Annotated in this window: 24 protein-coding genes; 14 read left to right on the top strand and 10 right to left on the bottom strand. The window is 73.3% G+C overall.

From position 1 onward, the window contains the following. Positions 1-7: 7 nt before the first annotated feature. A complete protein-coding gene (locus ISU07_RS04590; RefSeq protein ID WP_194705515.1) occupies positions 8-2,371 on the bottom strand; it encodes a sodium-translocating pyrophosphatase in 2,364 nt (787 codons plus the stop codon). Positions 2,372-2,580: 209 nt separating this feature from the next. Then, the gene (locus tag ISU07_RS04585) at positions 2,581-2,919 is read right to left on the bottom strand and encodes an STAS domain-containing protein (protein WP_194705514.1); all 339 of its coding nucleotides are present in this window, start codon (positions 2,917-2,919) and stop codon (positions 2,581-2,583) included. Between the two features lie 239 nt (positions 2,920-3,158). Between ISU07_RS04585 and ISU07_RS04580 the strand changes: the two genes are divergently transcribed. Both ISU07_RS04580 and ISU07_RS04575 read left to right on the top strand, forming a co-directional pair. After that, the gene (locus ISU07_RS04580) at positions 3,159-5,450 is read left to right on the top strand and encodes a DEAD/DEAH box helicase (protein WP_194705749.1); all 2,292 of its coding nucleotides are present in this window, start codon (positions 3,159-3,161) and stop codon (positions 5,448-5,450) included. A 25-nt stretch (positions 5,451-5,475) separates the two neighbouring features. Then, on the top strand, positions 5,476-5,772 hold the full coding sequence (locus tag ISU07_RS04575) for a hypothetical protein (protein WP_194705513.1): 297 nt from the start codon (positions 5,476-5,478) through the stop codon (positions 5,770-5,772). Between the two features lie 87 nt (positions 5,773-5,859). Here the strand turns inward: ISU07_RS04575 and ISU07_RS04570 are convergent, their stop codons facing one another. From ISU07_RS04570 to ssd, 7 genes are all read right to left on the bottom strand, one after another. Next, entirely contained in the window at positions 5,860-6,219 is a 360-nt protein-coding gene (locus tag ISU07_RS04570) for an Rv3654c family TadE-like protein (RefSeq protein WP_323742427.1), read from the bottom strand. Further along, positions 6,216-6,584, bottom strand: a complete 369-nt coding sequence (locus tag ISU07_RS04565; RefSeq protein WP_323742426.1) for a TadE family protein — start codon at positions 6,582-6,584, stop codon at positions 6,216-6,218. Before ISU07_RS04565 ends, ISU07_RS04570 begins: the two co-directional genes overlap by 4 nt. Beyond that, positions 6,581-6,763 (bottom strand): DUF4244 domain-containing protein, encoded by a 183-nt coding sequence (locus tag ISU07_RS04560; protein ID WP_194705512.1) that lies wholly within the window; start codon positions 6,761-6,763, stop codon positions 6,581-6,583. The genes ISU07_RS04565 and ISU07_RS04560 overlap by 4 nt, the downstream gene beginning before the upstream one ends. Before the next feature lie 161 nt (positions 6,764-6,924). Continuing rightward, complete coding sequence (locus ISU07_RS04555) at positions 6,925-7,635, bottom strand: type II secretion system F family protein (protein ID WP_194705511.1); 711 nt, start codon at positions 7,633-7,635, stop codon at positions 6,925-6,927. Further along, the gene (locus ISU07_RS24660) at positions 7,632-8,405 is read right to left on the bottom strand and encodes a type II secretion system F family protein (protein WP_194705510.1); all 774 of its coding nucleotides are present in this window, start codon (positions 8,403-8,405) and stop codon (positions 7,632-7,634) included. Before ISU07_RS24660 ends, ISU07_RS04555 begins: the two co-directional genes overlap by 4 nt. Then, entirely contained in the window at positions 8,402-9,568 is a 1,167-nt protein-coding gene (locus ISU07_RS04545) for a TadA family conjugal transfer-associated ATPase (RefSeq protein WP_194705509.1), read from the bottom strand. The genes ISU07_RS24660 and ISU07_RS04545 overlap by 4 nt, the downstream gene beginning before the upstream one ends. Continuing rightward, positions 9,565-10,614, bottom strand: a complete 1,050-nt coding sequence (ssd, locus tag ISU07_RS04540) for a septum site-determining protein Ssd (protein ID WP_194705508.1) — start codon at positions 10,612-10,614, stop codon at positions 9,565-9,567. The genes ISU07_RS04545 and ssd overlap by 4 nt, the downstream gene beginning before the upstream one ends. Positions 10,615-10,748: 134 nt before the next feature. Here ssd and ISU07_RS04535 point away from each other — a divergent pair, with 134 nt between their 5' ends. After that, positions 10,749-11,555, top strand: a complete 807-nt coding sequence (locus tag ISU07_RS04535) for an HAD family hydrolase (RefSeq protein WP_194705507.1) — start codon at positions 10,749-10,751, stop codon at positions 11,553-11,555. A 259-nt stretch (positions 11,556-11,814) separates the two neighbouring features. Here the strand turns inward: ISU07_RS04535 and ISU07_RS04530 are convergent, their stop codons facing one another. After that, a complete protein-coding gene (locus ISU07_RS04530; RefSeq protein WP_323742425.1) occupies positions 11,815-12,534 on the bottom strand; it encodes a Fic family protein in 720 nt (239 codons plus the stop codon). A gap of 138 nt (positions 12,535-12,672) precedes the next feature. Between ISU07_RS04530 and ISU07_RS04525 the strand changes: the two genes are divergently transcribed. From ISU07_RS04525 to acs, 11 genes are all read left to right on the top strand, one after another. After that, positions 12,673-12,885, top strand: coding sequence for an RNA polymerase subunit sigma-70 (locus tag ISU07_RS04525; protein ID WP_194705506.1), 213 nt, complete (start codon positions 12,673-12,675; stop codon positions 12,883-12,885). Between the two features lie 2 nt (positions 12,886-12,887). Next, on the top strand, positions 12,888-13,451 hold the full coding sequence (locus ISU07_RS04520) for a Clp protease N-terminal domain-containing protein (RefSeq protein ID WP_194705505.1): 564 nt from the start codon (positions 12,888-12,890) through the stop codon (positions 13,449-13,451). Between the two features lie 31 nt (positions 13,452-13,482). After that, positions 13,483-14,319 (top strand): class I SAM-dependent methyltransferase, encoded by an 837-nt coding sequence (locus tag ISU07_RS04515; RefSeq protein ID WP_194705504.1) that lies wholly within the window; start codon positions 13,483-13,485, stop codon positions 14,317-14,319. Positions 14,320-14,341: 22 nt separating this feature from the next. After that, positions 14,342-15,466, top strand: coding sequence for a sensor histidine kinase (locus ISU07_RS04510; protein WP_194705503.1), 1,125 nt, complete (start codon positions 14,342-14,344; stop codon positions 15,464-15,466). Continuing rightward, entirely contained in the window at positions 15,463-16,215 is a 753-nt protein-coding gene (locus ISU07_RS04505) for a LytR/AlgR family response regulator transcription factor (RefSeq protein ID WP_194705502.1), read from the top strand. The genes ISU07_RS04510 and ISU07_RS04505 overlap by 4 nt, the downstream gene beginning before the upstream one ends. Further along, positions 16,208-16,585: a hypothetical protein gene (locus ISU07_RS04500; protein WP_228521102.1), complete on the top strand. Its 378-nt coding sequence runs from the start codon at positions 16,208-16,210 to the stop codon at positions 16,583-16,585. The genes ISU07_RS04505 and ISU07_RS04500 overlap by 8 nt, the downstream gene beginning before the upstream one ends. Beyond that, positions 16,582-18,093 carry a sodium/solute symporter gene (locus tag ISU07_RS04495; protein WP_194705500.1) on the top strand — a complete coding sequence of 504 codons (1,512 nt, stop codon included), beginning with the start codon at positions 16,582-16,584 and terminating at the stop codon, positions 18,091-18,093. Before ISU07_RS04500 ends, ISU07_RS04495 begins: the two co-directional genes overlap by 4 nt. A gap of 556 nt (positions 18,094-18,649) precedes the next feature. Further along, positions 18,650-19,021, top strand: coding sequence for a DUF485 domain-containing protein (locus ISU07_RS04490; protein ID WP_194705499.1), 372 nt, complete (start codon positions 18,650-18,652; stop codon positions 19,019-19,021). After that, positions 19,021-20,652: a solute symporter family protein gene (locus tag ISU07_RS04485; RefSeq protein WP_194705498.1), complete on the top strand. Its 1,632-nt coding sequence runs from the start codon at positions 19,021-19,023 to the stop codon at positions 20,650-20,652. The genes ISU07_RS04490 and ISU07_RS04485 overlap by 1 nt, the downstream gene beginning before the upstream one ends. Positions 20,653-20,761: 109 nt before the next feature. Next, positions 20,762-22,660, top strand: a complete 1,899-nt coding sequence (locus tag ISU07_RS24655; RefSeq protein WP_194705497.1) for a PKD domain-containing protein — start codon at positions 20,762-20,764, stop codon at positions 22,658-22,660. Positions 22,661-22,754: 94 nt separating this feature from the next. Next, positions 22,755-24,746 carry an acetate--CoA ligase gene (gene acs, locus ISU07_RS04475; protein ID WP_194705496.1) on the top strand — a complete coding sequence of 664 codons (1,992 nt, stop codon included), beginning with the start codon at positions 22,755-22,757 and terminating at the stop codon, positions 24,744-24,746. Positions 24,747-24,762 lie beyond the last annotated feature (16 nt).

Raw genomic sequence — 24,762 nt, 5'->3', positions numbered from 1 at the left:
GATGGCGTCAGACGGTCGGCTGGACCGGCTGGGTCGGGGTCGGGTCGCTCACCGGTGCGGGCGGCGCCGGGGTGCCCGGACCGTCGCTGCTGATGCTGACCTCGCGCTGCTTGGAGACGTAGACCGCCGCGGTGATGATCGCGACCGCCACCAGGGCGATGATGATCCGCAGCGCGTCGTTCTGGTCCTTGCCGATCCCCATGGAGACGACGGCGCTGGCGATCAGCAGCGAAACCAGGTTCATCACCTTGATCAGCGGGTTGATCGCCGGGCCGGCGGTGTCCTTGAACGGGTCGCCGACGGTGTCGCCGATCACGGTCGCGGCGTGGGCGTCGGAGCCCTTGCCGCCGTGGTTGCCGTCCTCGACGAGCTTCTTGGCGTTGTCCCAGGCGCCGCCGGAGTTGGCCAGGAAGACGGCCATCAGGGTGCCGGTGCCGATCGCACCGGCCAGGAAGCCGGCCAGCGACGTGACGCCGAGGCCGAAGCCGACGGCGACCGGGGCGAGGACCGCCAGGATGCCCGGCGTGATCAGCTCACGCAGGGAGTCCTTGGTGACGATGTCGACGACCTTGCCGTACTCGGGACGGCCGGTGCCCTCCATGATCCCGGGGATCTCGCGGAACTGGCGGCGTACCTCGAAGACCACGGCGCCCGCGGCCCGGCCGACGGCGTTGATCGCCAGACCGGAGAAGAGGAACACCACGGCCGCACCGAGGAGCACGCCGACCAGGACGGCCGGGTTGAACACGAAGAAGTCGGCCAGCGAGAACTCGTCCTGCGCCGGCTTGGCGTCTACCAGGGCGTCGAGCACCGAGGTGGCGTAGGAGCCGAACAGCGCCGTGGCGGCCAGCACGGCCGTCGCGATCGCGATGCCCTTGGTGATGGCCTTGGTGGTGTTGCCGACCGCGTCGAGCTCGGTGAGGATCTGCGCGCCCTCGGGGCTGACGTCGCCGGACATCTCCGCGACGCCCTGGGCGTTGTCGGAGACCGGGCCGAAGGTGTCCATCGCGACGATCACGCCGACGGTGGTCAGCAGGCCGCAGCCCGCCAGCGCCACCGCGAACAGCGAGACCGTCAGGGACGAGCCGCCCAGGAGGAAGGCGCCGAACACGGCCGCGCCGATCACCAGCGTGGTGTACACGGCCGACTCGAAGCCGACCGCGAGGCCGGACAGGATGACGGTGGCCGCGCCGGTGAGCGAGGTCTTGCCGACGTCCTTGACGGGGCGGTACTCGGTGCCGGTGAAGTACCCCGTCAGCGCGAGGATGCCGGCGGCCATCACGATGCCGATGACGACGGCGGCCGAGGCGATCAGGGCCGGGTTGCCCTCGGCACCGGTCAGCGAGATCTGGTCGAGTGCGGTCGGCGTGATGTTGTTGAAGTCCGCGAAGCTCGACGGCAGGTAGATGAACGACAGCGCGACGCTCCCCACCGCGGCGATGCCCGCCGAGATGTAGAAGGCGCGGTTGATGGTGACCAGGCCGTTCTCACCGGCGCGCGGCTTGCAGAGGTAGACGCCGGCCACGGCGGTCAGAGCGCCGACGGCGGGGATCAGCAGCGGGTACACGAGGCCCTTGTCGCCGAAGGCCTGCGAGCCGAGGATCAGCGCGGCGACCAGTGTGACGGCGTACGACTCGAAGAGGTCGGCGGCCATGCCGGCGCAGTCACCGACGTTGTCGCCGACGTTGTCGGCGATGGTGGCGGCGTTGCGCGGGTCGTCCTCGGGGATGTTCTGCTCGACCTTGCCGACCAGGTCCGCGCCGACGTCGGCGGCCTTGGTGAAGATGCCGCCGCCGACTCGCATGAACATGGCGAGCAGCGCGGCGCCGAAGCCGAAGCCCTCGAGCACGTGCGGCGCCTCGTCCTTGAAGATGAGGACGACGACGCTGGCGCCGAGGAGGCCCAGGCCGACGGTGAGCATGCCGACCATGGCGCCGGTGCGGAAGCCGATGTTCATGGCCGGGTCGCGGCCCTCGGTGTTCGCCGCGGCGGCGACGCGCAGGTTGGCCTTCACCGCCAGGGACATGCCCAGGTAGCCGACGGTGGCCGAGAAGCCCGCGCCGACCAGGAAGAAGATGGAGCGACCGATGCGCACGCCCCAGTCGTCGGCCGGCAGCGCCAGCAGGACGAAGAAGGCGATCGCGGCGAAGACCGCCAGCGTGCGGAACTGGCGCTGCAGGTAGGCGTTGGCGCCCTCCTGGATCGCGTGGGCGATGTTCTTCATGTTGTCGGTGCCCTCGCCGGCGGACAGCACCTCTTGCCTGAACATCGCAGCCATCGCGAGCGCGCCCAGCGCGATCACGGCGACGATGATGACCAGGACGAGGTTTCCGCCAGCGAGGTCCACAACGGCCGGAGCAATGCCGGTCATGCGTGTCCTCCTGGGAGTTTCAAGACTTGAACTCGCGGGAGTCTACGCAGGAAGGGCCGGGAACTGGCACTCAGGTGTGGCGAGTGCCACGCGTCTCACCGCAAAGGGTGAGGGTTGCTCGTCAGCGAGAAGCGAGCGCGGCTTCGGCATCCTCGACGGGCAGAGCATGGATCACGAACAGGCTTGAAGCTCGGGCGAATTCGGCCCGACTATCGAGAAGCGAGCGCGGCTTCGGCGGAGTCATGGATCACGAAGACCTTCGCCAGGCCGGTGATCCGGAAGATCTTGAGCAGGCGGTCCTGGGTGCAGACCAGGTCCAGCGAGCCGTCGTGGGCACGGACCTTCTTGAGGCCGCCGACCAGGACGCCGAGGCCGGTGGAGTCGAGGAACTCGACGTCCTGCATGTCGACGATGATGTCGTAGGACCCGGCGGCGACCAGCTCGGTGAACTTGTCGCGCAGCCGCGGTGCGGTGTAGACGTCGATCTCTCCGCCGACGGCGACGACGGTCGTGCCGTCCGCCTCACGCGTCGAAAGAGTCAGGTCCACGTCGTCTCCACTGCCCTCGTGTGTGCCCCATCGGGTGTTGCCGCAAGCGGGGGCGCGCTCCGGCGCACCCCGCCGTCCAATCAAACCACGCCTGCCCGTCGTTCGTGGAAATAGTAGGCAGGAGCGTCATGCCAGCGCGGCGGCGGACGTCGCGGCTGGGTCGACCGGGCTGTGTCCCCTCTGTTTGGGAGACTGGACGCGTGGGTGTTCCGGTGCTCGAGGGTGCGGTGCCGCGATCCATGGGCGACGTCCTGGACCGCCTGGCCGCGGTGCCCGGGCGCGAGGACCGGCTGACCCACGTCGAGGTGCTGCCGGCGCGGGCTGCGGTCCCGGTCGCGTGGCCGGCCTGGGTGCCCGACGACGTGCGGGCGGCGTACGTCGCCCAGGGGCTGCTGACGCCCTGGCGCCACCAGGCGGAGGCCGCCGAGCTGGCGCACGCGGGACGGCACGTCGTGGTCGCGACCGGGACGGCGTCGGGCAAGTCGCTGGGGTACCAGCTGCCGGCGCTCGCCGCGATCCGGGCCGCGCGCGGGCCTCGTGACCAGCGGGGCGCGGGTGTCCTCTACCTCTCGCCGACCAAGGCGCTCGCCCAGGACCAGCTGGCCGGGCTGGAGGCGCTCGGGCTCGACGTGCGGTTCGCGACCCACGACGGCGACAGCCCGCGCGAGCAGCGGGAGTGGACGCGTGACCACGCCGAGTACGTCCTGACCAACCCCGACATGCTGCACCGCTCGCTGCTGCCGGCCCACCACCGCTGGGCACAGCTGCTCGGGTCGCTGAGGTACGTCGTGGTGGACGAGTGCCACCACTACCGCGGGGTGTTCGGCGCCCACGTCGCGCAGGTGCTGCGCCGGCTGCGGCGGGTGTGCGCGGCGTACGGCTCCTTCCCGACGTTCGTGCTCGCCTCGGCCACGGTCGCCGAGCCCGAGGTACATGCGCGCCGGCTGACCGGGCTCGACGTCGTGCCGGTCACCGACGACGGGTCGCCGCGGGGACAGGTGGCGGTGGCGCTGTGGGAGCCGCCGTTCACCTCGCGTGCCGGCGAGCACGGCGCCCCGGTCCGACGGGCCGCCTCCTCCGAGGCCGCCGACCTGCTGGCCGACCTGGTCGTCGAGGGCATCCGCACCCTGGCGTTCATCCGGTCGCGGCGCGGAGCCGAGCAGGTCGCGCTGACGGCGTCCGACCTGCTCGCCGACGTGGACCCCGTGCTGGCGCACCAGGTGGCGGCGTACCGGGGTGGCTACCTCCCCGAGGAGCGCCGCGCCATCGAGCGGGCGCTGCGGTCGGGCGAGCTGACCGGGCTGGCGGCCACCAACGCCCTCGAGCTCGGCATCGACATCAGCGGGCTGGACGCCATCGTGATGGCGGGCTTCCCCGGCACGCGGGCGGCGTTGTGGCAGCAGGTGGGCCGTGCGGGCCGCGGGCACGGCGACGCGCTGGGCATCCTCGTCGCCCGCGACGACCCGCTGGACACCTACCTGGTGACCCACCCGGAGGCGCTGTTCGGGAAGCCGGTCGAGGCCACCGTGTTCGACCCCGGCAACGAGCACGTGCTGGCTCCGCATCTGTGTGCCGCGGCGCAGGAGCTGCCGCTGACCGAGGACGACCTCGAGCTGTTCGGACCGTCCACCCGCGACCTGCTCGACCGGCTGGTCGAGCAGGGCCGGCTGCGCAAGCGGCCCCGGGGGTGGTTCTGGACCGACCGGCTGCGGGCCTGCGACCAGGCCGACATCCGCTCCGCGGGCGGCAGCCCGGTCGCCCTCGTGGAGACCGAGACCGGCCGCGTCGTCGGGCACGTCGACTCGTCGAGCTCGCACGCGACCGCACACCCCGGGGCGGTGTACGTGCACCGCGGCGACACCTGGCTGGTCGAGTCCCTGGACCTCGAGGACAACGTCGCGGTGATCACCCGCGCCGACCCCGACTGGTCGACGACGGCCCGGGAGATCACCGACATCACGGTCGTCGCCGAGCGGGAAGGACGCGACTGGGGCGCCTGCCGGCTCAGCCTCGGCACGGTCGAGGTGTCGCACCAGGTCGTGTCGTACCTCAAGCGCCGCCAGCCCGGCGGCGAGGTCATCGGCGAGGAGCTGCTCGACCTGCCGGTGCGCACGCTCCAGACGGCCGCGGTCTGGTGGACCGTGCCCGACCACGTGCTGGTCGAGAGCGGGCTGGCCGAGGTCGACCTGGCCGGTGCCGCGCACGCCGCCGAGCACTGCTCCATCGGGCTGCTGCCGTTGTTCGCGACCTGCGACCGTTGGGACATCGGCGGGGTGTCCACGATCCTGCATGCCGACACCGGCCGGCTCACGGTGTTCGTGTACGACGGGCACCCCGGCGGAGCCGGGTTCGCCGAGCGCGGCTTCCGGGCCGCCCGGGAGTGGCTGACCGCGACGCGCGAGGGCATCGCCTCCTGCGCCTGCGACGACGGCTGCCCGTCCTGCATCCAGTCGCCCAAGTGCGGCAACCAGAACAACCCGCTCGACAAGGCCGGCGCCGTACGCCTGCTCGACGTCCTCCTCGCCGGGTGAGCGCGAGCGGCGGTAGCCTCGCAGCATGTTCGTCATCGGGTTGCTGCTCATGCTCTTCGGCGCGCTGGCGATCGTGGGTGCGCTGTTCGCGAGCAGCGGCACCGCGGAGTTCCTCGGGATCGACGTCTCCGCGTTCGGCATCTTCCTGATCGGCCTCGGCGCCGGCGTGGCCATCCTCTGGGGCTGGACCATCAGCAAGTTCGGCGTGAAGCGCTCGCTGCAGCACCGCCGCGAGAGCAAGCAGCTGCAGCAGCTCTCCGAGAAGCTCGACCGGGTCGACGAGGAGAAGAGCAAGGACGTCGACGACAACAACGCGATCTGAGCTCCTCCCCCTCCCCCGCGCCCACCCGCCGCCTCCACCTCCGGATCGCTCTCGCTCGTTGCCCTTCGCGGGCCTGTCTGTTGCCGGTCAGGCCGGACCGGCGCGTGCCTCGGCCGTGAGGTCGGCCTGCTGGCCGAGCCAGTGCGGGCCGGCCACGCGGACGGACACGGTGACCGTCCGGTCGGTCACGGCGCAGCCGGTGAGCTCGGCGCCGTTCAGGAGGGCCACGGTGCGGGCGCTGTCGCAGGCCGGCCGGCCGTTGGCCGCCGCGGACGCGCCCGCGAGCGCGGCCAGGTCGGCGGCCGACTGGGCCCGGCGGTGGGCGACCACCATCGCCTGCACGACGCCGAGCGCGGCGCCGACGAGCAGCAGCACCCCGGCGAGCGCGAGGACGAGCACCGCGGCCGCCCCGGACTGGCCGCGCGACCGGGTCACCGTGCTGCTCACGGGGGCACCTCCTCGGCCGCCGCGACCGCCTCGGCAGTGAGGTGGACCGAGGGCAGGGCGTCGAACAGCCCGCCCACGCCGTCGACCGAGACCGACCCGTGCACCACGACCTGGTCGCCGGTCGGGGACACCGACAGCTCGGTCCCCGCGGGCGCCACCTGACGAGCCCGGGCCACCGCCTCGGCCGCCGTGTCGCCCCGAGCCACGGCGCGGGCCGCCTCGCGGGTCGCGTCGACGAGACGTACCTGCGCCACGCCGAGGGTCAACAGCCAGACGAGCCCGATCGTGAGGGCGAGCAGGAGCGGCACGGCCATGGCCAGCTCGGCCGTGACCGCTCCTCGCTCGGCGGGTCGGTGCAGCTTCACCCGAGGCCCAGCAGGGACAGGACGTGGTCGAACAGGGTCTTGAGGAGGTGCTCGCCGAACCCGCCGGTGAGCAGCTTGTAGAGCAGGCCGGCGAGACCCGCCCCCGCGGCGGTGCCGACGGCGTACTCGGCCGTGGTGATGCCTCGCTCGCCGAGCCCGGGCCTGGACGTGCGGATCATCGGTCCTCCGATCAGTCGGTGGGGCGCCTGGTGCGTCCCGCGCGTCCCATGGTCGGGCGGTTCGCCGACGGGACGGGGCGAGGAGCGGGTGGCGTGGGGAGAAGGGGTGCGGGAGGGGCGGGTGTGGACGGGAAGCGGGTCCCGGAAGCTGCGGGTCGGCCTCATCGCAGCGCCTCCAGCAGCCCCCCGACCACGGGGACGATGCCGATGAGGAGGAACGCGGGCAGCAGGCACAGGCCCAACGGCACCGCGGCTCGGACGCCGACGCGGCGGGCGGAGTCCTCCACCTCGGCCCGGGCACGGGCGGCCAGCTCGCGGCCGAGCCGCTCGAGGGCGTCGGCGACCGGTTCGCCGGTGCGGGCGGAGCGGGCCAGGGTGCGGCCGAGCGGGGCAAGCGCGGGCTCGACGGCAAGAGAACCCCAGACGTCGGCCGGTGGCACACCGAGCGCGATCCGCGGCGGCAGTCCGGCCAGGGCGTCGGCCAGCGGCCCGGGCAGAGCCCGGCACACCAGCGCCAGCCCGTCGGCCGGCGGCAGCCCGCCGCGCACCGCCGCGGCCAGCAGCCCCACCACGTGCGGCAGGTCGGCCCGCAGTCGCTCGCGGCGCCGGCGCTGGCCCGGCGTCTCGGCGCGGCCCAGCACGACCCACACCGAGACGGCCGCCACCACACCCGCCACCAGGCCGGGCCGGCCCGAGACGAAGGCCCACGCCCCCACGCCCGCCAGGCCGCTCCAGAGCCAGCGCCGCGGTCGCTCCTCGGAAGCAGCGACCGCCGCCGGGGCCAACGGCGAGGCCGGGTGACGCCGTACCGGGGGCGGTACGGCGAGCCACACGCTCGCCGCCGCCAGCCCCGCGACCACGACCGGGCTCACGACCCGACCCCGGCGGCGATCCGCTCGATCCAGGCCAGCCCCGCGAACCCCAGCAGCAGCCCGCCCGCGAGGCAGGCGAGGCCGACCGGCGTACGGAGCAGGAACCCGACCGGATCCCCGCCGGACCCGGCGCCCATCGCCAGCGCCACCACGGGCAGCCCACCCACCAGCCGGGCGGTCGCCCGCGCCGAGGCGAGCTCGCCCTGCACGACCCGGTCGGTGGCGGCGGCCCGGCGCAGCGACTCCGCCAGCCGGGACAGCGCATCGGCGAGTCCGTGGCCCGTGCGGTGCGCGACCACCCACGCGGCCGCCACGAGCGCGAGCCCCTCGGCGCCGGGGCGCGCGGACAGGAGCCGCAGGGCGGACGGTACGTCGCCACCCAGCGCCGTCGTCCGCGCGACCGGCGCCAGCAGCGGCCACGCCTCCGCCGCGCGGACCAGCGCGGACTCCGGCGGCTGGCCCGCGCCCAGCTCGGCGGCCAGCAAGTCACAGGCCTCCAGGACCCGTTCGCGCGTCGCGGTCCGATCACGCGCGTCGGCCCGGGCCCGCCACAGCCGGTGCCCGGCCCACCCAGCTCCCACCACCACGAGCACGAGGACCGCCGGCCGCAGCGCGCCCGCGACCACGCCGAGGGAGGCGACCGCGGCGGCTGCCACCACGACGTACCTCCCGCCACCGACGAACCGGGCCCCGGCGAGCCGCGGCGGCGGATGCACCAGCAAGGCCGCCGCCGTCCCGGCCAGCGCAGCGGCGAGCAGCCCGGCGTTCACGAGGTCGACAGCAGCGCGGCGAGCCGGTCGGCACCCGGACCTTGTCGCGGCGTGCCGTCGTGGGCGAACACGACCGCCGCGCTCATCGTCACCAGCCCGTCCGTGCCCCGCGACGGCACGCCCACCTCCCGCAGCCGGCGTCGTCCGGACGCGTCGAGCCCCAGGTGCAGCACCACGTCGACCGCCGCCGCGAACTGGCTGTGCGCCGCCTCCCGGCCGAGCCCGGCGGCGAGGGCGAGGGCCTCGACACGAGCAGGTACGTCGGCGGCCGAGTTGGCGTGCAGGGTGCCGCAGCCGCCCTCGTGGCCGGTGTTCAGCGCCGCGAGGAGATCCACGACCTCTCCTCCCCGCACCTCCCCCACGACCAGCCGGTCGGGTCGCATCCGCAGGGCCTGACGGACCAGCGAGCGCACCGTGACCTCGCCCGCGCCCTCGATGTTCGGCGGCCTTGCCTCCAGCCAGACGCAGTGCGGATGGTCCGGCCGCAGCTCGTGGGAGTCCTCGACCAGCACCAGCCGCTCGGCGGGGTCGGCGAGCGACAGCAACGCGGCCAGCAGGGTGGTCTTGCCCGAACCCGTGCCGCCGCTGACCACGAACGCGACGCGACGCCGAACGACGGCGCGCAGCAGGCGCTCGCCGGCCGGAGTCACCATCCCGGCGGCGACCAGCTCCTCGAGCGGGAACGCCCGCGCTCGCGGCACGCGCAGGGAGATCAGCGTCCCCGGGCGGGCGATCGGCGACAGCAGGGCGTGGCAGCGGGTGCCGTCTGCGAGGCGGACGTCGACGTACGGGCTGGCGTCGTCCAGCCGCCGGCCACCGAGCGCGGCGAGCCGCTGGGCCAGCCGACGCACGGCGTCCTCGTCGGCGAACCGCACGTCCACCGGCTGCATTCCCGCACCCTCGTCGACGTACACCCCCTCGGTCCCGTTGACGACCACGTCGGTGACGCCGGGCCGACGCAGCAGCGGCTCGAGCGGGCCGGCGCCGAGCACGTCGCGGCGCAGCTCCTCGTGGACCGCCAGCACCGTCGCATCGCCGACGGGCTGCCCCGTCGCCCGCAGCGCCTCGGCCACACGGTGGGCGGTGAGGTCCCCGGGTCGGCGGGCCAGCCGCTCGCGCACCTCGTCGACGACCGTCCCCAGGTCGGCGGGGAGGGCCGTCACGCCGCCACCGGCCGAAGGGCGGCGAGCTCGTCGAGCAGCGCCAGGCAGGTCCGTCCCAGTGGCCCGCGCCGTGACCGGATCGGCCCCAGCCCCAGGTCGATGGCCTCCTCGAGCCCGCGCTGGTCGGCCATCCGCGCCGCCACCGGCACCGAGGTCAGGCGCGCGACCGCGTCGGGGCGGACGTCGTCGCCCCGCAGCACCAGCCTCAGCGGAGCGGTGTCGTGGAACCGCGAGCAGAGGCGCACGGCCGACGCCAGGCCGGCGACGGTGGGCACCGTCAGCACGTACACGCGGTCGCACCGCGCTACGAGCTCCTCCACGAGCGGGTCGACCACGCGCGGCAGGTCCACGACCACGGTGTCGTGGCCACGCTGGGCGGCCGAGACGGCGTTGCGGACGGCGAAGGCCTGGAGGCTGCCCTGCGGCCCGGAGTACCAGGTGAGCACGCCGAGCCCGTCGCGGCGGGGCAACGACTCGCGCAGCGAGCGGCCGCTGAACCGCCCGGTCGTCTGGCACAGCGCGTCCCACCGGATCCCGTCGTGACCGTCGAGGCCGAGCACGCGGTCCGCCCCGGGCCCGAGCGGGTCGGCGTCGATGACGACGGCCGGGCCGCGACGGGCGGCCGTCTGGCCGAGGGCACAGGCGAACGTCGTCGCGCCGGCGCCGCCGGAGCCGCCGATCACCCCGATCGTCACCGAGCCGAGCGGCCGGGTGTCGCCGAGGTCGGCGAGCAGCTCGGTCAGCCAGCCGGCCGAGCGGGGCAGCTCGGCGACGTTCTCGGCGCCGAGCGCGAGCGCCGTCCGGAAGACGTCGTCGGGGACGCCGACGTTGCCGACGACGTGCACGCCGGCGCGGCGGGGTGGCCCGAGACGAGCCAGGGAGCGGGCGATGTCGACGCCGACGCACACGAGCGGCGCCGCGGACCAGGCCCGGAGGGCACCGGCCTCGTCGTGGGCCAGCACGGGCGTGACGCCGGCTGCGGCCGCCAGTCGCTGGAGCTCGTCGAGGAGGGCAGGGTCGTCGGTGACGAAGAGAGGAGTGTCCATGCCGGTCTCGTCCCCGGGCCGCCACCGCGTCTCACACGAGGGGCGACGGCGCTGTGGAGAACGCCCCGCCGAGGCCGCCTGTGGACGGCAACCGGGTCCCGGGATCCGTCCACAGGCGCACCTACCATGTGGCCATGCCCGTGTCCGGAGAGCACCGCCCGACCGCGGCGTTCTTCGACCTGGACAAGACGGTCATCGCCCGGTCGAGCTCGTTCGCGTTCTCGAAGCCCTTCCAGGCCGGCGGCCTGATCTCGCGGCGGGCGATGCTGCGGTCGGCGTACGCCCAGTTCGTCTACCTCGTCGGCGGCGCCGACCACGACCAGATGGAGAAGATGCGGCAGTTCATGTCACAGCTGACCGCCGGCTGGGACGTCGCGACCGTGCGCGAGATCGTCGCCGACACGCTGCACCACGTCGTCGACCCGATCGTGTACGACGAGGCGGTCTCGCTGATGGAGGAGCACCGCGCTCTCGGACGGGACGTGGTCGTGGTGTCCGCCAGCGGCGCCGAGGTCGTGGAGCCGATCGGGGCGATGCTCGGCGCCGACGACGTGATCGCCACCCAGCTGGAGATCGTGGACGGGAAGTACACCGGCACCATCCAGTACTACGCGTACGCCGCCGAGAAGGCGCGCGCGATCACCGCGATGGCCGAGGAGCGGGGCTACGACCTCGAGGGCTGCTTCGCCTACAGCGACTCGATCACCGACCTGCCGATGCTCGAGGCCGTCGGGCACCCGCACGCGGTCAACCCCGACAAGGAGCTGCGCCGCGCCGCCGCCGAGCGCGGCTGGCCGATCCTGGTGTTCACCCGGCCCGTGACCCTCCGCAACCGGCTGCCCGCGGGCCGCTCGGCCCTCGCGGCGCTCGCCCTCGGAGGGGTCGGGGCGGTCGGCTGGATGCTCTGGTCGAGTGTCCGGCGGCGGCGCGCGAGCGCCTGACCTGCAGGTACGTCGCGCCCCACCAGACGGCGTGAAAGTCAACCCTTGTAGGCCATTGCGGACCGGCGTAGAACAGGGTCAGAAGCAACTGAAAACCAGCACGCGGACCGGGTACCCACGCGGCGACCTACCCTTCCTACAGGGCGCTGACCACCGGGAACCTCCCGAGGCAGCAGTTGAGTGTGCACGCCTGGTAGCCAACGGTCCTGCGTGTCAGTGGCGGCACCTGACTCATCGAGCCGGGTGCCGCCGCATCTGGTCAGGAGCGCGCCAGGGGGCTCGCCTCGGCCCCCCGCGCCGCCGCCTCCGCGGCGTACCTCAGCCACGCGTGCACGCCGGTCGGCCCGCCGTCGCGGTACGCGCGGAGGTTCGACTCGTACTCCGCCCGCAGCGCCAGGTGCCCGGCCTCCGGCACCAGCACGGACCGCTCGTCGACCCCGCGGGCGACCCACACCAGGCGCTCGGCCGCACGAGCCACGATCCCGTTGTGGGACGGGAACGGTCCAGCCGTCGCGAGGTCGGCGTGGACAACCGCGGCGACGAGCAGGGCCGGTGCCGTGGTCGTCGCCGAGAGCAGCCGACCGAGCGCCTGCAGCCGCGCCGAGGACTCGGCGTCGCGGGGCCGGCCGCCGACGGGCTGCCCGGACGCCAGGGCGTGCAGCCGGGCGAACGCCTGGAGAGGCGCGGTACGCAGCACGGGCACCAGCGCCAGCAGGTGCACCGAGACGCGGACGGCGTCGGCCGCGACCTCGTCGCCACCCCCGTCCCGTACCTCGTCCAGCGAGGACGCCGACCCCTCCAGGACCGCCGACGCGTGGGCGCCGACCAGCAGCGCCTCGGCGGTCTGCTCGGGGGAGGTACGGCGCAACCCGCGGTCGCGCAGCAGGGCGTCGATCCCGTCCCGCGCCGCCGCGAACCCCGACGGCACGCCCTCCAGCTTCAGCAACCCCGCGAGCGGGTCCTCGGTCTCGTCCGGCACGGCGTGAAGTCTGCCGGGTCGGGATAGTCCCCGACGTTTGGGCCCTCAAGTGCCGCGGAGAAGGCCCAAACGTCAGGGACTACCGCGAAACGTCAACTGAGGTTGACAACATACCGTCGTCAACGTAGGTTGACATGCATGACGGATCTGGCGGCGCTGACGGCGGCGGCGACCGAGTCCGACCCGCGGGCGGGGCTGCGGGCGGTGCGGGCCCTGGGACGGCTGCTCGAGCACCTCGAGCGGACCCAGGTCGACCGGGCCCGGGCGGCGGGCTGGTCGTGGCAGGAGATCGCCGAGGTCCTCGAGGTCAGCAAGCAGGCCGTCCACAAGAAGCACGCCCGCAGGAGGTAGCGATGCTCGAACGCTTCACCCGCAACGCCCGCGACGTGGTGCTCCGCGCGCACGAGGCGGCCCGGGCCGCCGGTGCCGCGGAGGTGCTGCCGGCCCACCTCTTCGTCACCCTCGTCGACACCGACGGCACGCTGGCGGTCAACGTCCTCGAGGACCTCGGGGCGACGCGCGAGGAGGTACGCCGCGTGGTGCGCGGCCTCACCGGTCACCGGCCGATGGGGCTCAGCACCGACGACGCCGAGGCCCTCAGGCTGCTCGGCATCGACCTCGACGACGTCATGCGCCGGATCGACCGCGACCTCGGGGGAGCCGCCGAGAACGAGACCACCGGCCCGAGGAAGGTGCGCCACGCACGACCCCGCTTCGCCAAGGCCTCGAAGAAGGTCCTCGAGCTCTCCCTGCGCGAGGCGATCCGGCTCGGCGACGGCTTCATCGGCAGCGAGCACATCCTGCTGGGCCTGCTGCGAGCCGCCGACCCGGTCGTCATCGGCACGCTGGAGGCCTTCGACCTGAAGCCCGAGGACGTCCGACGCGCGGTCGAGGAGGCCGAGCGGCGCACCGGCTGACCCGTACCTCCCGCGGGTAGGGTCACCGGTGATGGACGAGGAGCGGGCGACACCCGATTGGGCGCACTCCTTCGGAGGCGTGGTGGATGCCTATGACCGTGCCCGCCCGACGTACCCGCGCGAGGCCGCCCAGTGGCTGGTCGGCCAGGAGGCGGCGACCGTCCTCGAGCTCGGCGCCGGCACCGGCAAGCTCACTGAGCAGCTCCTGGCCCTCGGTCACGGCGTCGTCGCCACCGACCCCGACACCGCGATGCTCGAGCGCCTCAAGCGCAACCTGCCGGAGGCGAGCACCCTCCTCGCGCACGCCGAGGACCTGCCTGTGGGCGACCACGGCTTCGACGCGGTCGTGGCGGCCCAGGCCTTCCACTGGTTCGACCTGGACCTCGCATTGCCGGAGATCGCTCGCGCCCTCAAGCGCGGCGGTCGCGTCGGCCTGATCTGGAACCAGCGCGACGAGACGATCCCGTGGGTGCGCCGCCTCGGCGAGCTCATCGGCACCCAGGAGCAGCTCGACGAGCCGGCCGCGGCCCTCGCCGAGAGCGGGCTGTTCGGCGAGGTCGAGGAGGCGTCGTTCAAGCACTGGCAGCAGATCGACCGCACCAGCATCCAGCAGCTCGTCCTCTCGCGTTCCAACGTCGCCGTCCTCGACGAGGAGGCCCGCGCCGCGAAGATGGCCGAGGTCGTGGCCTTCTACGACGGCTTCGGCCGCGGCATGGACGGCATGCAGCTCCCCTACGTCGCGCGCTGCTTCCGCGCCACCGTGCTCGACCATCCGGGGCAGGAGCCCGACGAGGCCGAGAACGCCTCGGAGGACGGCGGCCCGTCCGACGGCACCGACACCGACATGCTGCTCATCGACTTCCGCTGACCGTCCCGGCTACCGTCCGCGCATGGCCACCACGCTCGGGGCTTCGCTGGGACGGGTGTTCCGGCGCTCACACCTGGGCACCGAGGCCGACCGGGCGACGTTCCGGACCCTGCACGAGGCGTCGCTGGCCGGCCCGGCGCTGCGGGAGGGCCTGACCGAGGCCAGCGCCGAGCGCAGCATCCGCCACCTGCGGTCGCTGCTGGGCGCGCCGGTGGTCGCGCTCACCGACACCCAGCGCGTGCTGGCGTGGGACGGCCCGGGCGCGCACCACTCCGACCAGGTGGCGGCGCTGGCGAGGAGCACCGAGGCGACCCAGGTCGCCGGGCCCTCCCAGCTCGGCTGCCACCTCGTCAGCTGCCCGGTGCAGCACGTGGTCGTCAGCCCGCTCGTCGTCGACGAGCTGGTGGTGGGGCACATGGTCGTCGGCACGCCGTACCCCACCGCCGGTCTCGTCCGCGCGACCGACGAGGTCGCCGCCTGGGTCTCGGGACAGCTCGACCTCGCCGAGCTGGACGCGTCGCGGCGGCGGCTGGTCGAGGCCGAGGTGCGGGCCCTGCGCGCGCAGATCTCGCCGCACTTCGTCTACAACTCCCTGGGCGCGATCGCGTCGTTCGTGCGTACCGACCCCGAGCGGGCTCGCGACCTGCTGCTGGAGTTCGCGGACTTCACCCGCTACACCTTCCGCCGCCAGGGCGACTTCACCACGCTGGCCGAGGAGCTGCGCTCGATCGAGCAGTACCTGCTGCTCGAGCAGGCCCGGTACGGCGAACGGCTGCGCGTCGTGCTCCGGATCGCGCCGGAGGTGCTGCCCGTGCAGGTCCCGTTCCTGTCGCTCCAGCCGCTGGTCGAGAACGCCGTCAAGCACGGCCTGGAGGGGCGCGAGGAGGGCGGGACGATCACGGTGGTGGCCAGCGACCTCGACCGCGAGTGCGAGATCTGCATCGAGGACGACGGCGTGGGCGAGGACCCGGACGTCGTGCGCCGGGCGCTCGCCGGGACCGGCGACTCGGTCGGGCTGGCCAACGTGGACGAGCGGCTGCGGCACGCGTTCGGGGACGAGTACGGGCTGGTCGTCGAGACCAACGTCGGTGCCGGCACCCGGGTGGTCGTGCGGGTGCCCAAGTACGCCGAGGGCCTCCACCCGTGAGCGCGGCCCCGACCAGGAAGGGCCTCCGTGTCCTCGTCATCGACGACGAGCGTCCCGCCCTCGACGAGCTGGCCTTCCTGCTCGAGCGCGACCCGCGCGTGGGCGGCGTCCTGACCTCCGACTCCGCCACCGACGCCCTGCGCGTCCTGCAGGAGCTGTCGGTGGACGCGGTGTTCCTCGACATCTCGATGCCGGGCCTGTCGGGGCTGGAGCTCGCGCAGGTGCTGGCCAGGTTCAAGAGCCCGCCACCGGTGGTGTTCGTGACGGCACACGAGCAGCACGCGGTGGACGCCTTCGACCTCAACGCGGTCGACTACGTGCTCAAGCCGGTGCGCGAGGAGCGGCTGGCCGAGGCGGTACGCCGCGTGGTCGAGGGCACCGCGTCCGGCCGGGTCTCGGAGGACGAGCAGGTGGCCGTGGAGCTCGGTGGCGTCACCCGGTTCATCAGCCGTGCCGACATCAGGTACGTCGAGGCCCAGGGCGACTACGCCCGCCTGCACACCGCGGACGGCAGCCACCTGCTGCGCACGCCCCTGGCCGCGCTGGAGGAGCAGTGGGCGCCGGCCGGCTTCGTGCGCATCCACCGGTCACTGCTGGTCTCGCTGCCGCACGTCGAGGAGGTGCGCACGGAGTCCGGCCGCTGCACCGTCGTCGTCGGGGGCACCGAGCTCGCCGTGTCCCGCCGCCACACCCGCGAGCTGCGCGACCTCCTCGTCCGGCGCACCAGGCCCGGTGGAGCCCGTGGTTGAGCGGGTCCGGGTCACGTCGCCGCGGACGACGTCGGCCCGCCGGCGTACCCCTCCCAGCGCGGCGGGCGAGATCGACGCGCAGAGCCAGGTGGGCGAGGTGTACCTGCGGTCGCTGCTGCGCACGCAGCTGCGGCTCGGGCTGACCGTGCTGCTGACCCTCGCCGTCCTGGTGGGCGGGCTGCCGCTGGCGTTCCGGCTCCTCCCCGGCGTGACGGGCACGCGGGTGCTCGGGATGCCCCTGGCGTGGGGACTGCTCGGCTTCGTGGTGTACCCGACGCTGCTGCTGCTCGGCTGGTGGTACGTGCGTGCGGCCGAGCGCAACGAGGCCGCGTTCACCGACGTGGTCGACCCCGGGAGACGCGACCCGTGAACCATGCGTTCGGCGCGACCGCGGTCGCCGTCGTCTCGGTCCTGACCATCGGCATCGGCATCTGGGGACTGCGGTTCAGCCGGACGACGTCCGACTTCTTCGTCGCCTCCCGGACCGTGCGGCCGGCGCTGAACGCCACGGCGATCGGCGGCGAGTACCTCTCCGCCGCGTCGTTCCTCGGCGTCGCCGGCCTGGTGCTGACGTACGGCGCGGGCATGCTCTGGTACCCCGTCGGCTGGACCGCCGGGTACCTGGTCCTGCTCACCCTCGTCGCCGCTCCCCTGCGCCGCTCCGGTGCGTACACGCTGCCCGACTTCGCCCAGGCGCGGCTGCGGTCCAAGCAGGTGCGCGTCGCCACGTCGGCGCTCGTGGTGGCGATCGGCTGGCTGTACCTCATCCCCCAGCTCAAGGGCGCCGGCTTCACGCTGAACCTGGCGACCGGCCTCGACAACCGGCTGGGCGGCCTGGTCGTCGCGGTCGTCGTGCTGGTCAACGTGGTCACCGGCGGCATGCGCAGCGTGACCTTCGTCCAGGCGTTCCAGTACTGGCTGAAGCTCACCGCGCTGCTCGTCCCGGCCGTCTTCCTGCTGATGGTCTGGTTCGGCGACGGCGCGACCTCGCCGGCGGACGCGGTGTTCGACCTGCCGGGCCGGTCCGGGTGGGCGGACCCGCTCTCCGGGCTGGGCGCGCACCCGATGTACACGACGTACTCGATCATCGTCGCGACGTTCCTCGGCACCATGGGCCTGCCCCACGTGGTCGTGCGCTTCTACACCAACCCCGACGGCCGGGCCGCGCGCCGGACGACGCTGGTGGTGCTCGGCCTGCTCGGCCTCTTCTACGTGCTGCCGCCGGTGTACGGCGCCCTGGGTCGGATGTACGCCGGGGACCTGGTCGGCGCCGGCACGGCCGACACCGTGGTCGTCGAGCTGCCCACGCGAATGGTCGGCGGCACGGGCGGCGAGCTGCTGGCCGCTCTCCTCGTGGCGGGCGCCTTCGCGGCGTTCCTCTCCACGTCGTCGGGCCTGACGATCGCGGTGGCAGGCGTGCTGTCGCAGGACGTGCTGGGGCGCCGGTTCGGCGGCATCGCGTCGTTCCGGCTCGGCGCGTGCATCGGGGTGGGCGTCGCGTACGTGTTCGCCGTGCTCGCCGAGGACGTGGGCGTCGCCACGGCCGTCGGGCTGGCCTTCGCCGTCGCCGCCTCGACGTTCTGCCCCCTGCTGGTGCTGGGCATCTGGTGGCGCCGCCTCACCGACGTCGGCGCGATCGCGGGGTTGGTGGTCGGCGGCCTGACCTCCGGATCGGCCGTCGTCCGCACGTTCGTGGCGACCGAGGACTCCGGCTGGTTCTCCACGCTGATGGCGCAGCCCGCGCTGTGGACCGTCCCCCTCGCCTTCACCGCCATGGTCGTCGGCTCGCTGCTCACCCCCGACCGCCGCCCTCCCCACGTCACCCGCTTCATGGTCCGCCTGCACACCCCCGAGGCCGTGGGGGTCGACCGCGGCTGACCCCATGCCGGTGAGCCCGCGGCTGCCGATGGTGGTCGAGCCGGGCGAGACCCACCCCTCTCACCGGGTCTCGACACGCTCGGCCGTGGCCGGCCTCCCGGCTCGACCACCATGCCGGTGAGCCCGCGGCTGCCCATGCTGGTCGAGCCGGGCGAGCCCCTGGGCGAGCCCGTGTCGAGACCACGCGAGGCCCACTGGGTCTCGACACGCTCGGCCGAGGCCGGCCTCCCGGCTCGACCACCATGCCGGTGAGCCCGCGGCTACCGATGGTGGTCGAGCCGGGCGAGCCCCTGGGCGAGCCTGTGTCGAGACCCCACCCCGCTCACCGGGTCTCGACACGCTCGGCCGGGGCCGGCCTCACGGCTCGACCAGCATGTGGTGACCGCGCCGAACGGCGCGGCTCGACCAGCGGGGCCGAGACCGTTCGTCGCACGGGACCGACCGCTGGCCGAACGCCGTACCCCGCCGGGCGACGTACCCGACCCCACCCCTGCCCGACCCCACCCCGGAGCCACCAGCGTGAGGTGACCGCCCTCACACCCGGGAAGGGGAGACCATGGCCGACACCCGGCACGTCGCAGCACACGAGCAGGCGCACGAGAAGGCACAGCGTCACGATCCGGTCTACGACCGGCTGCACGCCACGCAGGAGTTCCAGGAGCTGAAGCGGCGGTACGTCGGGTTCGTCGTGCCCGCCACCATCGCCTTCCTGGCCTGGTACCTGCTGTACGTCGTGATGTCGAACTGGGCGCACGACTTCATGAGCCAGCAGGTCGTCGGCCACATCAACGTGGCCCTCGTCTTCGGCGTCCTCCAGTTCGTGACGACGTTCCTCATCGCCTGGCTCTACGGCCGGCACATGGCCGACAAGGTCGACCCGCTGGCGCGCCAGCTCGAGGCGGAGTACGCCAAGGAGGTCGGCCGCTGATGGACAGCCAGACCCTGACCGCGATCCTGTTCGTCGCCGTCGTCCTCGTCACCGTCGGCATCACGTTCTGGGCCAGCCGCCAGAACGCCGGCACCGCGGACTTCTACGCCGGCGGCCGCTCCTTCAGCGGCTTCCAGAACGGCATGGCGATCTCCGGCGACTACATGTCGGCCGCCTCGTTCCTCGGCATCTCCGGCGCGATCGCGCTGAGCGGGTACGACGGGTTCCTCTACTCGATCGGCTTCCTCGTGGCCTGGCTGATCGCCCTGCTGCTCGTCGCCGAGCTGCTGCGGAACTCCGGTCGCTACACGATGGCCGACCAGCTGGCGTACCGGATGCGTCAGCGTCCCGTGCGTACGGCGGCCGCGACCTCGACCGTCGTCGTCTCGATCTTCTACCTGCTCGCGCAGATGGTCGGCGCGGGCGCGCTGGTCGCCCTGCTGCTCGGCGTGACCGACCCGGCGATCAAGGCGTGGACCATCGTCGGGGTCGGCCTGCTGATGGTCTTCTACGTCACCGTCGGCGGCATGAAGGGCACCACCTGGGTGCAGATCGTCAAGGCCGTGCTGCTGATGGCCGGCACGATCCTCATCACGATCCTGGTGCTGGCGAAGTTCCACTTCAACATCTCCGAGCTGCTCGGGGCCGCGGCGGACAAGACCGGCAAGGGCGAGGCGTTCCTGCAGCCCGGCCTGAAGTACGGCCTCACCACCACCTCGAAGATCGACTTCCTCAGCCTGGGCCTGGCCCTGGTGCTCGGCACCGCGGGCCTGCCGCACATCCTGATCCGCTTCTACACCGTGCCGACCGCCAAGGCCGCGCGCACGTCGGTGATGTGGGCCATCGGCCTGATCGGTGCCTTCTACCTGATGACGCTGGCGCTGGGCTTCGGCGCCGCCGCGCTGCTCGACACCGGCCCGGAGAGCAAGGTCGTCGCGTCCGGCGGCAACCTGGCCTCGCCTCTCCTCGCCGAGGCCGTCGGCGGCGGAGACGGCTCGACCGGAGGCGCCGTCCTGCTGGCACTGATCTCGGCGGTCGCCTTCGCGACGATCCTCGCCGTGGTCGCCGGGCTGACGTTGACGTCGGCGAGCTCGGTCGCGCACGACCTCTACGCCACGGTCGTCAAGAGCGGCCAGGCGACGGAGAAGGACGAGGTCAAGGTGGCCCGCGTGGCGGCGTTCGTGATCGGCGGGATCGCCATCGCGCTCGCCATCCCCGCGCAGAAGCTGAACATCGCGTTCCTCGTCGCCCTGGCCTTCGCGGTCGCGGCGTCGGCGAACCTGCCCTCGATCGTCTACAACATGTTCTGGCGGCGCTTCAACACCCGCGGCGCCACGTGGGCGATCTACGGTGGCCTCGTCTCCTGCGTCGTGCTGGTGTTCTTCTCCCCGGTCGTCTCCGGCCTGGGCGTGAACCCGACGACCGGCGCGAGCCTGTCGCTGTTCCCGGCCGACGTGGACTTCCACTGGTTCCCGCTCCAGAACCCGGGCATCGTCTCCATCCCGCTCGGCTTCTTCTTCGGCTGGCTCGGCACGGTGACGTCCCAGGAGCCCGCCGCCGAGGAGCGCTACACCGAGCTCGAGGTCCGCGCCTTCACCGGCGCCGGCGCCGAGCAGGCCACCCACCACTAGAGATCTCGGGGGCACATCGATTCGTCAGCGATCCTCCGGGTCCTCTCCGCGGAGAGGTCGCTGACGAATCGGTGTCCGGGGTCCCCTCTCGGCGGCTAGGGTCCCGTCCGTGCTTGCCCGTGGCCGCGTCCGTGTCGGACTGCTGGCGACCACTGGGGCGCTCGTCATCGCCCTGGCGCCGGTCCCCGACGTCGCGGCCGCGCCGACCTGGCTCCCCGGCGGCGTCGTGGCCCCGGCCGTGACCAGCGGCGAGGTGGGGGCGGTCGACCAGGACGCGGCGGGCAACGCCGTCGCGGTGTCGACCCAGTCCGCCAGCGGGGACGCCCAGGTGGTGGCCGCGACCCGGCCCTCGGGCGGGCCGTGGGGCGCTCCGGTCCCGTTGTCCGTCGCGGGCGCGGCGGCCGTGCACCCGCAGGTGGTCCTCGAGGGCGACGGGCGGGCGACCGCTGTCTGGTTCCGCGCCACCGGTCCGGCGAGCTACGGGCTCCAGGTGTCGAGGCTCTCGGTCGGCGGCGCGTGGTCGGCCCCGGTCGAGCTGCCCGGTGCCACGACGTCGGCGGCGGAGGCGGCGCTGGTGCTCCGGCCCGGCGGGACGGCGGTCGTCGCCTGGCCGCGCGTGGTGGCCGGCCTGTGGGTGATGTCCGCTGCGATCCGTACGACGAGTGGGGCCTGGGGCGCGCCCGTCGACCTGTCGCCGGGGTCGACCGTCATGCCCGGTCGTCCGCGGCTCGGCGTGGACGGCGCCGGGGTGACGACGGCGGTGTGGGCCGGCAGCGACGGCGTCCGGTGGTCGGTCCAGACCGCATCCACGCCGCTGACCGGCACCTGGAGCCCACCCGTGACGCTCTCCGGGACCGACCAGGACGCCGTCGACCCGGACCTCGCCGTCGCCGGCAACGGGACCACCGTCGCGGTCTGGTCCCGGTGGAACGGCGCCGACCGCTGGGTCGCCCAGAGCAGCACGCGCCCGGCCCAGCAGACCGGGTGGATCGGTCCCGTCGACCTGTCCGCCCCGGACGTGTCGGCCGGCGAGGTCGGGCTCGCGACCAACGGGTACGGCAGCCGGTTCGTGGCGACCTGGACGGCGACGCCCGCGTCCGCCCCCTCGGTCGTGCAGGCCGCGCTGCTCGACGGCGGGACGTGGCGCGCAGCGACGACGTTGTCCGACGGCGCCGCGACGTCGAGCCACCCGGCCGTCGTGGTCGCCAACGGCTCTCCCGCGACCGTGACGTGGCTGGCCTCCGGTGGAGCCGGGCACGTCGTGCAGGGCGCCACGCTCGCGCTGGCCGCGACCACGTTCGGCCCCGCCCTCGACCTCTCGACCCCCGACCGGGACGCCGGTCCGCCGCGCCTCGCGATGGACCGGGGCGGCGACGTCCTCGTCCTGTGGGGCGAGTCGGGGCCTTCGACGTTCCAGCCGCGCTACGCGGCGTACGACGTCGCCGGGCCGGCCCTGCGCACGTTCCGGCGTGCCGGCCACGCCGTGGCGGGTCACCCCGCGACGTACCAGGCGACGGCGGTCGACGCCTGGTCGACCGTGTCGACGTACTCCTGGACCTTCGGCGACGGATCCTCGGCGACCGGCCCGTCGACCACGCACGCCTACGCCGAGCCGGGCAGGTACACGGTCCGGTTCCGGGTCACCGACGCCGTCGGCAACACGACCGTGCGGGTGTCCAGGACGAAGGTCGTCGAGGCCCCGGCCATCACCGCCTTCGCGCTGGCCAAGCGGCGGGTCACCCTGTCCGAGAAGGTGCGGATCCGCCTCACGCTGAGCGTCGCCGCGAAGGTCAAGCTGGTGCTGAGGAGCAAGAACCGGCACCGGGTCCACGGCGTCCTCCACCGCCAGAAGCTGGTCGTGAAGCGCGACCTCGACGCGGGTCCGTCGACCGTCGTCCTGAAGGCGTCGCGACTGCTCGCCGACACGTGGGTCGTGACCGCCACCGCCCGGACCCTCGGCGTCGACAGCGAGCCGGTGAAGAAGCAGCTCGTCGTCGTCCCGGGGTGACGGCCGACCGCTCGACCCGCCCGATCGACCGGGCACCGCTCCCCTCCCGAGCGGGGGTCGTCCGCGCCCGCGCCGGGCGGGTAGGTTCCGAAGCATGAGCGACGAGACCCTCTCGAACCTGTTGCACGAGGACCGCCGTTTCGAGCCGCCGGCCGACCTCGCCGCGCACGCGAACGTCACGGCAGAGGCCTACGCCCGCGCGGACGCCGACCGCGAGGCGTTCTGGGCCGAGCAGGCCGAGCGGCTGGACTGGGACCAGAAGTGGGACCGCGTCTTGGACTGGGACGACCCGCCGTTCGCCAAGTGGTTCGTCGGCGGCCGCATCAACGCCTCCTACAACTGCGTCGACCGCCACGTCGCCGCCGGCAAGGGCGACAAGGTCGCGCTGCACTGGGTGGGCGAGCCCGAGGACGACGCCCGCGACATCACCTACGCCGAGCTGAAGGACCAGGTCTCCCAGGCGGCCAACGCGCTCACCGACCTCGGCGTGCAGACCGGCGACCGGGTCGCGATCTACCTCCCGATGATCCCCGAGGTCGTCGTCGCGATGCTGGCCTGCGCCCGCATCGGCGCTCCGCACACCGTGGTCTTCGGCGGCTTCTCCTCCGAGGCGCTGGCCTCACGTGTCGCCGACTGCGAGGCGAAGGTGATCATCACCTCCGACGGCGGGTACCGCCGCGGCGCGGCGTCCGCCCTCAAGCCGGCCGTCGACGAGGCCGTCGAGAAGGCCGCCGCCCAGGGCCAGCGGGTCGAGAAGGTGCTCGTGGTGCGGCGTACCGGACAGGACGTCGACTGGGACGACAGCCGTGACGTCTGGTGGCACGACGCCGTCGAGAAGGCGTCGACCGAGCACGAGTGCGAGTTCTTCGACTCCGAGCACCCGCTGTACGTCATGTACACCTCGGGCACGACCGGCAAGCCCAAGGGCATCCTGCACACGACGGGCGGCTACCTGGTCGGCACGTCGTACACGCACTGGGCCGTCTTCGACCTCAAGGCCGACACCGACGTCTACTGGTGCACCGCCGACGTCGGCTGGGTGACCGGCCACAGCTACATGGTCTACGGGCCGCTGTCCAACAACGTCACGCAGGTGATGTACGAAGGCACGCCCGACAGCCCGCACAAGGGCCGCTGGTGGGAGATCGTCGAGAAGTACGGCGTCACGATCTTCTACACCGCGCCCACGGCAATCCGCACCTTCATGAAGTGGGGCTCGGACATCCCCGCGAAGTTCGACCTGTCCACGATCCGCGTGCTCGGGTCGGTGGGCGAGCCGATCAACCCCGAGGCCTACATCTGGTACCGCGAGACCATCGGCGCGTCCCGGGTCCCGGTCGTCGACACCTGGTGGCAGACCGAGACCGGGCAGATCATGATCAGCCCGCTCCCCGGCGTGACGGCCGGCAAGCCCGGCTCGGCGATGACGGCGCTGCCCGGTGTCAGCGCGGACGTCGTCAACGACGACGGCGAGTCCGTGCCCAACGGGTCGGGCGGCTTCCTCGTGCTCACCAAGCCGTGGCCGGCGATGCTCCGCACGCTGTGGGGCGACGACGAGCGGTTCAAGGACACGTACTGGTCCCGGTTCGCCGAGGAGGGCTTCTACTTCGCCGGGGACGGCGCCAAGAAGGACGAGGACGGCGACCTCTGGCTGCTGGGCCGCGTCGACGACGTGATGAACGTGTCCGGCCACCGGCTCTCGACCACGGAGATCGAGTCGGCACTGGTGTCGCACCCGAAGGTCGCCGAGGCGGCGGTCGTGGGTGCCGCGGACGAGACCACCGGCCAGGCCGTGTGCGCCTTCGTCATCCTGCGCGAGTCGGCCCTCGAGGGTGGCGAGGCAGCGCCGGACGAGCTGATCCAGGAGCTGCGCCAGCACGTGCAGAAGGAGATCGGCGCGATCGCCAAGCCACGCCAGATCATGATCGTCCCCGAGCTGCCGAAGACCCGGTCCGGCAAGATCATGCGCCGCCTCCTCAAGGACGTCGCCGAGAACCGCGACGTCGGCGACGTCACCACGCTGGCCGACTCCACGGTCATGGACCTGATCAAGGACAAGCAGACCGCGGGAGCGTCCGAGGACTGACGCGCCTTCGACCCGC

It is taken from the genome of Nocardioides islandensis (assembly GCF_015352455.1).
Lineage (GTDB): Bacteria > Actinomycetota > Actinomycetes > Propionibacteriales > Nocardioidaceae > Nocardioides > Nocardioides islandensis.
The sequence above is the reverse complement of the archived record's forward strand: the minus strand, read 5'-3'. Positions and strand labels throughout refer to the sequence as shown.

What these genes read in the sequence shown, in the direction of transcription:
- acs (WP_194705496.1), top strand. Translation starts at nt 22,755, where the DNA reads ATGAGCGACGAGACCCTCTCGAACCTGTTGCACGAGGACCGCCGTTTC.
- ISU07_RS04490 (WP_194705499.1), top strand. Translation starts at nt 18,650, where the DNA reads ATGGCCGACACCCGGCACGTCGCAGCACACGAGCAGGCGCACGAGAAG.
- ISU07_RS04515 (WP_194705504.1), top strand. Translation starts at nt 13,483, where the DNA reads ATGGACGAGGAGCGGGCGACACCCGATTGGGCGCACTCCTTCGGAGGC.
- ISU07_RS04520 (WP_194705505.1), top strand. Translation starts at nt 12,888, where the DNA reads ATGCTCGAACGCTTCACCCGCAACGCCCGCGACGTGGTGCTCCGCGCG.
- ISU07_RS04575 (WP_194705513.1), top strand. Translation starts at nt 5,476, where the DNA reads ATGTTCGTCATCGGGTTGCTGCTCATGCTCTTCGGCGCGCTGGCGATC.
- ISU07_RS04510 (WP_194705503.1), top strand. Translation starts at nt 14,342, where the DNA reads ATGGCCACCACGCTCGGGGCTTCGCTGGGACGGGTGTTCCGGCGCTCA.
- ISU07_RS04535 (WP_194705507.1), top strand. Translation starts at nt 10,749, where the DNA reads ATGCCCGTGTCCGGAGAGCACCGCCCGACCGCGGCGTTCTTCGACCTG.
- ISU07_RS04485 (WP_194705498.1), top strand. Translation starts at nt 19,021, where the DNA reads ATGGACAGCCAGACCCTGACCGCGATCCTGTTCGTCGCCGTCGTCCTC.
- ssd (WP_194705508.1), bottom strand. Translation starts at nt 10,614, where the DNA reads ATGGACACTCCTCTCTTCGTCACCGACGACCCTGCCCTCCTCGACGAG.
- ISU07_RS04590 (WP_194705515.1), bottom strand. Translation starts at nt 2,371, where the DNA reads ATGACCGGCATTGCTCCGGCCGTTGTGGACCTCGCTGGCGGAAACCTC.
- ISU07_RS04580 (WP_194705749.1), top strand. Translation starts at nt 3,159, where the DNA reads ATGGGCGACGTCCTGGACCGCCTGGCCGCGGTGCCCGGGCGCGAGGAC.
- ISU07_RS04560 (WP_194705512.1), bottom strand. Translation starts at nt 6,763, where the DNA reads ATGATCCGCACGTCCAGGCCCGGGCTCGGCGAGCGAGGCATCACCACG.
- ISU07_RS04525 (WP_194705506.1), top strand. Translation starts at nt 12,673, where the DNA reads ATGACGGATCTGGCGGCGCTGACGGCGGCGGCGACCGAGTCCGACCCG.